Origin of the sequence: Candidatus Frankia nodulisporulans (assembly GCF_902806475.1) — a bacterium.
Classification (GTDB): Bacteria; Actinomycetota; Actinomycetes; order Frankiales; family Frankiaceae; genus Frankia; species Frankia umida.
The window spans coordinates 1-6,014 of the sequence record NZ_CADCWS010000249.1 but is presented as its reverse complement, the minus strand read 5'-3'; the positions used below and the strand labels follow the sequence as shown (position 1 = coordinate 6,014).

At 70.4% G+C, this 6,014-nt stretch carries 6 protein-coding genes and 1 other RNA gene; 4 read left to right on the top strand and 3 right to left on the bottom strand.

What is annotated here, in order from left to right; genetic code table 11:
* Positions 1 to 406: 406 nt before the first annotated feature.
* On the bottom strand, positions 407 to 916 hold the full coding sequence (locus G6R24_RS17295) for a lipopolysaccharide assembly protein LapA domain-containing protein (RefSeq protein ID WP_163550262.1): 510 nt from the start codon (positions 914 to 916) through the stop codon (positions 407 to 409).
* 121 nt (positions 917 to 1,037) lie between these two features.
* Between G6R24_RS17295 and rnpB the strand changes: the two genes are divergently transcribed.
* The 4 genes from rnpB (at position 1,038) to G6R24_RS17275 (ending at position 4,656) form a co-directional block, all read left to right on the top strand.
* An RNA gene (gene rnpB / locus G6R24_RS17290) (RNase P RNA component class A) lies at positions 1,038 to 1,455 on the top strand.
* 152 nt (positions 1,456 to 1,607) lie between these two features.
* Positions 1,608 to 2,417: a TetR family transcriptional regulator gene (locus tag G6R24_RS17285; protein WP_217451593.1), complete on the top strand. Its 810-nt coding sequence runs from the start codon at positions 1,608 to 1,610 to the stop codon at positions 2,415 to 2,417.
* Positions 2,414 to 3,370, top strand: coding sequence for a TIGR01777 family oxidoreductase (locus G6R24_RS17280; RefSeq protein ID WP_163550261.1), 957 nt, complete (start codon positions 2,414 to 2,416; stop codon positions 3,368 to 3,370). The genes G6R24_RS17285 and G6R24_RS17280 overlap by 4 nt, the downstream gene beginning before the upstream one ends.
* A 263-nt stretch (positions 3,371 to 3,633) precedes the next feature.
* Positions 3,634 to 4,656: an NsdA family TPR-like regulatory protein gene (locus tag G6R24_RS17275; RefSeq protein ID WP_163550260.1), complete on the top strand. Its 1,023-nt coding sequence runs from the start codon at positions 3,634 to 3,636 to the stop codon at positions 4,654 to 4,656.
* 116 nt (positions 4,657 to 4,772) lie between these two features.
* Here G6R24_RS17275 and G6R24_RS17270 read toward each other — a convergent pair whose 3' ends face one another.
* On the bottom strand, positions 4,773 to 5,696 hold the full coding sequence (locus tag G6R24_RS17270) for a DUF4097 family beta strand repeat-containing protein (RefSeq protein ID WP_163550259.1): 924 nt from the start codon (positions 5,694 to 5,696) through the stop codon (positions 4,773 to 4,775).
* Between the two features lie 88 nt (positions 5,697 to 5,784).
* Positions 5,785 to 6,014: toxin-antitoxin system HicB family antitoxin (locus G6R24_RS17265; protein WP_163550258.1), on the bottom strand; the 230-nt coding region annotated here is incomplete at its 5' end.

Genomic DNA, 6,014 nt, shown 5'->3' with positions numbered 1-6,014 from the left:
CGCTCCGTGCGTCGACTCGTTCCGCCCCTGCCCGGGCTCAGGCCGGCGCAGCGGGATCGCGGTCCCTGGTGCGCCATCGGGGGTCCGCGCGGCCCGCGGCTTGTCCCGGCGACCCCATCGCCGAGGAACCGGCGCTCAGCCGATCCCGCCGAGGCCTGGAGAACAATCGATCATCGTGGCGCCGGGCTGGTGGGCCGGCGGCACCCAGGCCGGCTCGAATCGCGAACGAGACCTCGACATGCCGAGGACTCTTCGAGGATGTCACCCCCCATATACCGAACAACCCTCGGCACGCAACCACGAACCGCGAAGAACCACGAGCCGAGGAGAACCGCCAACCGAGGGGAACCGTGAACCTGAGGGGAACCGCCACCGAGGGGAACCTCGAGCCGAGGGTGGCGTGGGGTCAGCCGCGGGCGGCGCGGCGCAGCTGGCGCAGTTCGCGGCGCAGCCGGATCTGCGGGATGACTCCGACCAGCAGACCGACGATCAGCCCACCACCGGCGGACGCGGCGAGCGCCCCGGCCACCGACATCTGCCGGGTGGTTCCGAACAGCCAGATGCTGACCTGGGCGTCGTTCTTGACCACGAAGATGACGACGAGGATGGCGATGACCGCGACCAGGACGGTGATCGCGTAGGTGGTGTACCCGATCCCCCGCCGCGCCGGCCGACCCCCGGCCGGACCACCGGGAACAGGACCGCCAGGAACGGTGGGGTTGGCGGGGAACGCGCCCGTGCCGGCGGCCGGACCGCCCTGCGGGCCCGCCGGATACGCCGAGGGCGTGGGTGACGGCCCTGGGACCTGCCCGGAGGCCGGCGAGCCGGCGGCCCCGGTGCCGACGCCGGTGGGTGGCGCGGACTGCGGTGGACGGGTGGGGTCGATCCGCTTGCCCGGCTGCTCAGGTCCCGCCATCGTCCCGCCCCATCGTGTACGTCGCCCATGGTCACCCGTCGGCGCGCGCCCCGAGCCGTCCAGGTTCCATCCCCTGACTGGAAGTCTAGGCCGCGGGATGCCCTATGCTGAAGGAAGCGGATGAGGTGGCCGGACGGCCGCGTCGGTGTCGGGCCTGTCCCGGTGCCGCCGAGGAAAGTCCGGGCTCCGCAGGGCAGGGCGGTGGGTAACACCCACCCGGGGTAACCCGCGGGACAGTGCCACAGAGAACAGACCGCCGGTGTCGCATGCGGCGCCGGTAAGGGTGAAACGGTGCGGTAAGAGCGCACCAGCGCCCAGGGTGACCTGGGCGGCTCGGTAAACCCCGCCCGGAGCAAGGTCAATAAGGTTCGCGGCCGGTATCGGTCGCGGGCCGCGCAGGCGTCTGAGGGCTGCCCGCCCGAGCCTGCGGGTAGACCGCTTGAGGCCGTCGGCAACGACGGCCCTAGAGAGATGGCCGTCACCGGGGCGCCGTAAGGCTCCCCCGGCCACAGAACCCGGCTTACAGGCCACCTCATCCGCCCCATGCCCGCCGACCTGCGGCGATATCCCGCGCGGTCGGCGCTTCCCATGCCGGCCAAAGAAGCCAGAGCCCGCACCTGCGAGCCATCGGTTGAACATGTTCAACTGACAGCTTACGGTACGAAAATCCGGTCGACCAGAGGAGCTCGGCATGACCGTCAGGGGCATGGATGGCCACGACGCCGTCAGCGGGTCGGGCACAGCGGGCAGCGATGCGGCCGGCCGGCGCGCTGCCGATGATCCGGTTACCACCGAGGGCGGCGCTGGCGGCGGCGCGACCCGGGCGCTGATTCTGGACGCGGCCCTGGCATCGTTTCGGGAGCGCGGATATGACCGCACGACGATGCGCGGGATCGCCCAGTCGGCCCACGTCTCACTGGGAAACGCCTACTATTATTTCGATTCGAAGGAAGTTCTTGTCCAGGAGTTCTACGCCACCATCCAGGAGGGGCATCGACGGCGGGCCGCCGAGGCACTACAGTACGCCGCGTTCGCCGACCGGCTCCGCGGAGTGCTCCACGCCGGTATCGACGAGATGGCGCCCTACCATGCCTTCGCCGGATCTTTCATCAAGATGGCGATCTTGCCATCGTCGCCAGCCAGTCCGTTCAGTGGGGAATCCACCGCTGCTCGCGAGGCCGCCATCGGCCTTTTCCGGGAGGTAGTCGAGGACTCTGCCGGAGGAATCAGCGAAACGCTGGCCCGGGATCTGCCGGAGCTTCTCTGGCTCGCCTATCTCGGTATCACGCTGTTCTGGGTCGGTGACCGCTCACCCGACCAGATACGCACCCGCCGGCTGGTTGACACGACCACTCGACTGATCAGCCGGCTCCTGCCGTTGAGTCGGCTTCCGGGGCTTCGCTCGGTGACCGCCGATATCCATGCTCTGCTGGTCGAGATGCGGCAGCCCACGCCCCAGGCAACACAGGCAACACCGCGTCGCGGAAGCCGGGCACGATGAAGATCGTCATTCCCGGTGGCACCGGACATCTCGGTCTTCTCCTCGCGCACGCACTGGACCGCGCCGGGAACGAGGTGGTCGTCCTGAGCCGACGGGAGGACGCCCGTATACCCGGCGCGCGGGTGGTCTGGTGGGATGGTCGCAACACAGGAACGTGGCTGGCGGAGATCGACGGTGCCGACGCTGTGCTCAATCTGGCCGGGCGAAGCGTGAACTGCCGTTACTCCAAACGTCATCTGCGGGAGATGCTGGATTCGCGGGTGGATTCGGCCACGGTCGTGGGCGCGGCGATCGCCCAGGCGGCCCGCCCGCCGTCGGTCTGGCTCCAGATGAGTACGGCCACGATCTACGCGCACAGTGTCGACCGGGCCAACGACGAGGCGACCGGCGTTCTCGGAGGTTCGGAGGAAGGTGTCCCCGCCTACTGGGCCTACAGCGTGAGGATCGCACGGGACTGGGAACGCGCACAGGCCGATGCGCAGACCCCGAGTACACGGAAGGTCGCACTGCGAACGAGCATCGTGATGGCTTCCGGCGCGGGCGGTGCCTTCGAGATGATGACGCGCCTGACCCGGTGCGGTCTTGGCGGGCCGATCGCCGGGGGGCGGCAGTACATGTCCTGGATTCACGGCGTCGACCTGGTGCGGGCGATCGAGTTTCTGTTGCACCGCGGCGATGTGGACGGCCCGGTGAATCTCGCGTCACCGAGCCCGCTGCCGTACCGGGAGTTCATGGCGGCGCTACGCCGGGCGGCCGGCGTCCGGGCCGGCCTGCCCGCCACCGCCTGGATGGCCGAAATCGGCGCGTTTGCCCTGCGCACCGACACCGAGTTGCTCCTCAAGAGCCGCCGGGTGGTTCCCGGGCGGCTGCTGGACGCGGGCTTCACCTTCGACTTTCCCGACTGGCCGGAGGCAGCTCGCGATCTTGTCGCCCGGCGCCGGAGGCACGACTGACGCCACGCGCCTCGTCGGCGGAAGTGTCACACCGCCGGTGTACCCGGCTGCCTGTGCCCGGACCGTCCTGGTCGGCCACGGCGGGAGACCACTCGCAGCCACCCGTCCTGGCCCTCCGCTGACGTCCGCGCGCAACTAGCGTCCGCGTTGTACGTGGTCGGGCAAAGTACGGGGGCGCACATGGAAGTGGGTCCGGTCCAGGTCCGTCCGCAAACGGACGATGTTCCCGCGCGGCGGGAGACCTACCAGGGCACAGGTGCACTATGCATGAGATCAGCAGGCGGCGGTTCTTCCGGCTGTCCGCAGACGCAGGGACGGCGTTTCCCGCCGGCCTGCTGCTGCTGCTGCGGGGCGTCGGCATGATCCCGTCACAGGACGTTCTTGGGCACGTCGAGTCCCGCATCTGTCAGCTCACCGCCGGTTACGAACGGAACCCGATCGGCGCGACCGCGCTGTACCTGCGGCGACATCAACCGGTGGTACGCGCGATGCTGGTCGAGGGCGGACGTTCCACCGCCGTTGACGCCCGCCTACACCGGGCCGCCGGCCGGCTGGCCGCGCTGTGGGCGACCACCCGTCATGACGTCGGCGACTCCACGTGTGCCCGGGTCTCGTTCGCGGAGGCCTTCGAGCACGCGGACCTGGCCCGGGACCGGTCGCTGCAGGCATGGGTTCGGCTGTGGCAGTCGTCGCTCGCCCGCAAGGCCGGTCGCCTTGACGATGCGCTGCAGCTGGCCCGGGATGCCTCGGCCCACGTCGGCACCCGGGCACCGGTGGCTGGCCGGGCGGCCGCGATCGAGGCCCGGGTGCTGGCCGCGATGGGTGATCGGCCCGGTGTGCACCTGGCGATCGACCGGGCCTGGCGGGTCGAAGGCACGCTCACCGCGGAGCAGCGTGGCGTTCCCGGCTTCTCGATCGACACGTTGAACCCGCTCACGCTCGCGGAACTGTCGGCCGCCGCCTACGTGGAACTCGGTGCGACCCGTGCCGCCCGAGTCTACACCGATGCCGCCCTGCACCGCCTCGACCAGGCCGGGGCGACCGGGCTACGGTCGATGGCCCGGATCGCGGCCGCCACCGCCGAGCTGCACCAAGGTGACGCGGACCGGGCCGAGGCACTGGTCAACGAGGCCCTGGACATCTCCGCTCACCGGCCCAACGCGGTGATGACCCGCCGGGCGAGGCGCTTTCTCGCCGACGCCCGCCGCCGCGTCGGCCACCATCACGGGATGACCGGCATCGCCACCCGCCTCGACACCTGGGATCTTCCCGCCGTCCCCGCCTGACGCCTTCACCCGCTGGCGTCGTCCGCAGCGGTCCGAAGCGGACCGAACCACACGACGACATCCGGCTCGGTTTTCATCGAACGGTGATTCCTCGGTGGTCGCGGCAGGCCGCCCCGCTACAGGGATTTGGCGGCTGGCTGGCGGGCCGACGGGGGGTTGGAGGGGGCAACGGGATCGACGTTGCCGGTCGGGTCGGCAGGCGTGGCGGGGTCGGTGGCGGGGCGGATGAGGATGGTGCCGTTCTGGGTGCGGGCACGGACCTCGGTCTTGTCCTCGGCCGAGGAAGGGCCGCTGCGCGGGGGCAGCAGGGTGCGGACCTCACCGTTCTTGCTGAGCGCGTCCACCCAGGCGGCCAGACCCGCGCGGATACCGACCTCGACGTCGCCGGTTCCGGTGGCGAGGTCGACCCGCCCGCCGACCACCTCTCCGACCCGCAGGTTGCCCCATGCGGTGCGGACAGTGACGTTCGCGGCGGCGTGATCGACGGCGACGTCGCCGCCGGCGGTGGCCACCACCAGGTCGCCCCCGGCCATCCCGATGACAACCGGGCCGGTCGCGGCCTTGACGGTCGCCGCGCCACGGATCTCGTCGATATGCACCGAGCTTCGCCCGCTGCGCACCACGACATCCCCGTTCACACAGCCGATCCGCAGGTCACCGTCGGCGAGGTTCACCTGCACCTCGTCTGTCCGGTCCAGTTCGACGAAACCGGTGGCGCCGTTCAGCCGGCAGGCACCGAGAATCCCCCGGGCGCGAATGTCGGTGTTGGCGGTCCTCGTCACCAGACTGGACCGGCTCGGTACCTCGACCGTCACGCCGACCGGGCCACGGTTGCCGGCGCGTCCACCCGCGGGTTTTGTCGACCTGATCTCGAGCTTGTTGCCGGTGAAATTGACCCGGACGCGTCCCGATGCCGGGCCCGGACCTTCCGTTTCGACCTGGACCACAGTGTCCTGACGGTCACTGGCAATGATCTGCACCTGGCCGTCTCCCAGCTTCAGGTCGACGGTGATGGGTTCGGGTGTACTGAATGTGGCCACGCGAGCTCCTCCTCGTTCGCTCTTGTCCGGTCAGCTTTTCGATGCCTTCCGCACGATGTCCCGCTGGGATCGCGGGCCGGCCCCAGGGTCAGCCGACCCAGCCGACAAAGCGTCCGCCGCCACCCGGGTCTCGGCGGGCCCGGCGCCGGCCGGCATCCGGTTCGGTCCCGGGATCGGCAAGAGCCGCGCTGGCCACGCGGACAAGCCAGGCGTTGACCGACAGCCCTTCCTGCGCGGCGGCGGCCTCGATGCGCAGCTTCAGCTGTTCCGGTGGCCGGAAGTTGATGCGTGACACGGCACCGTCCCGGCCGTCCGCGA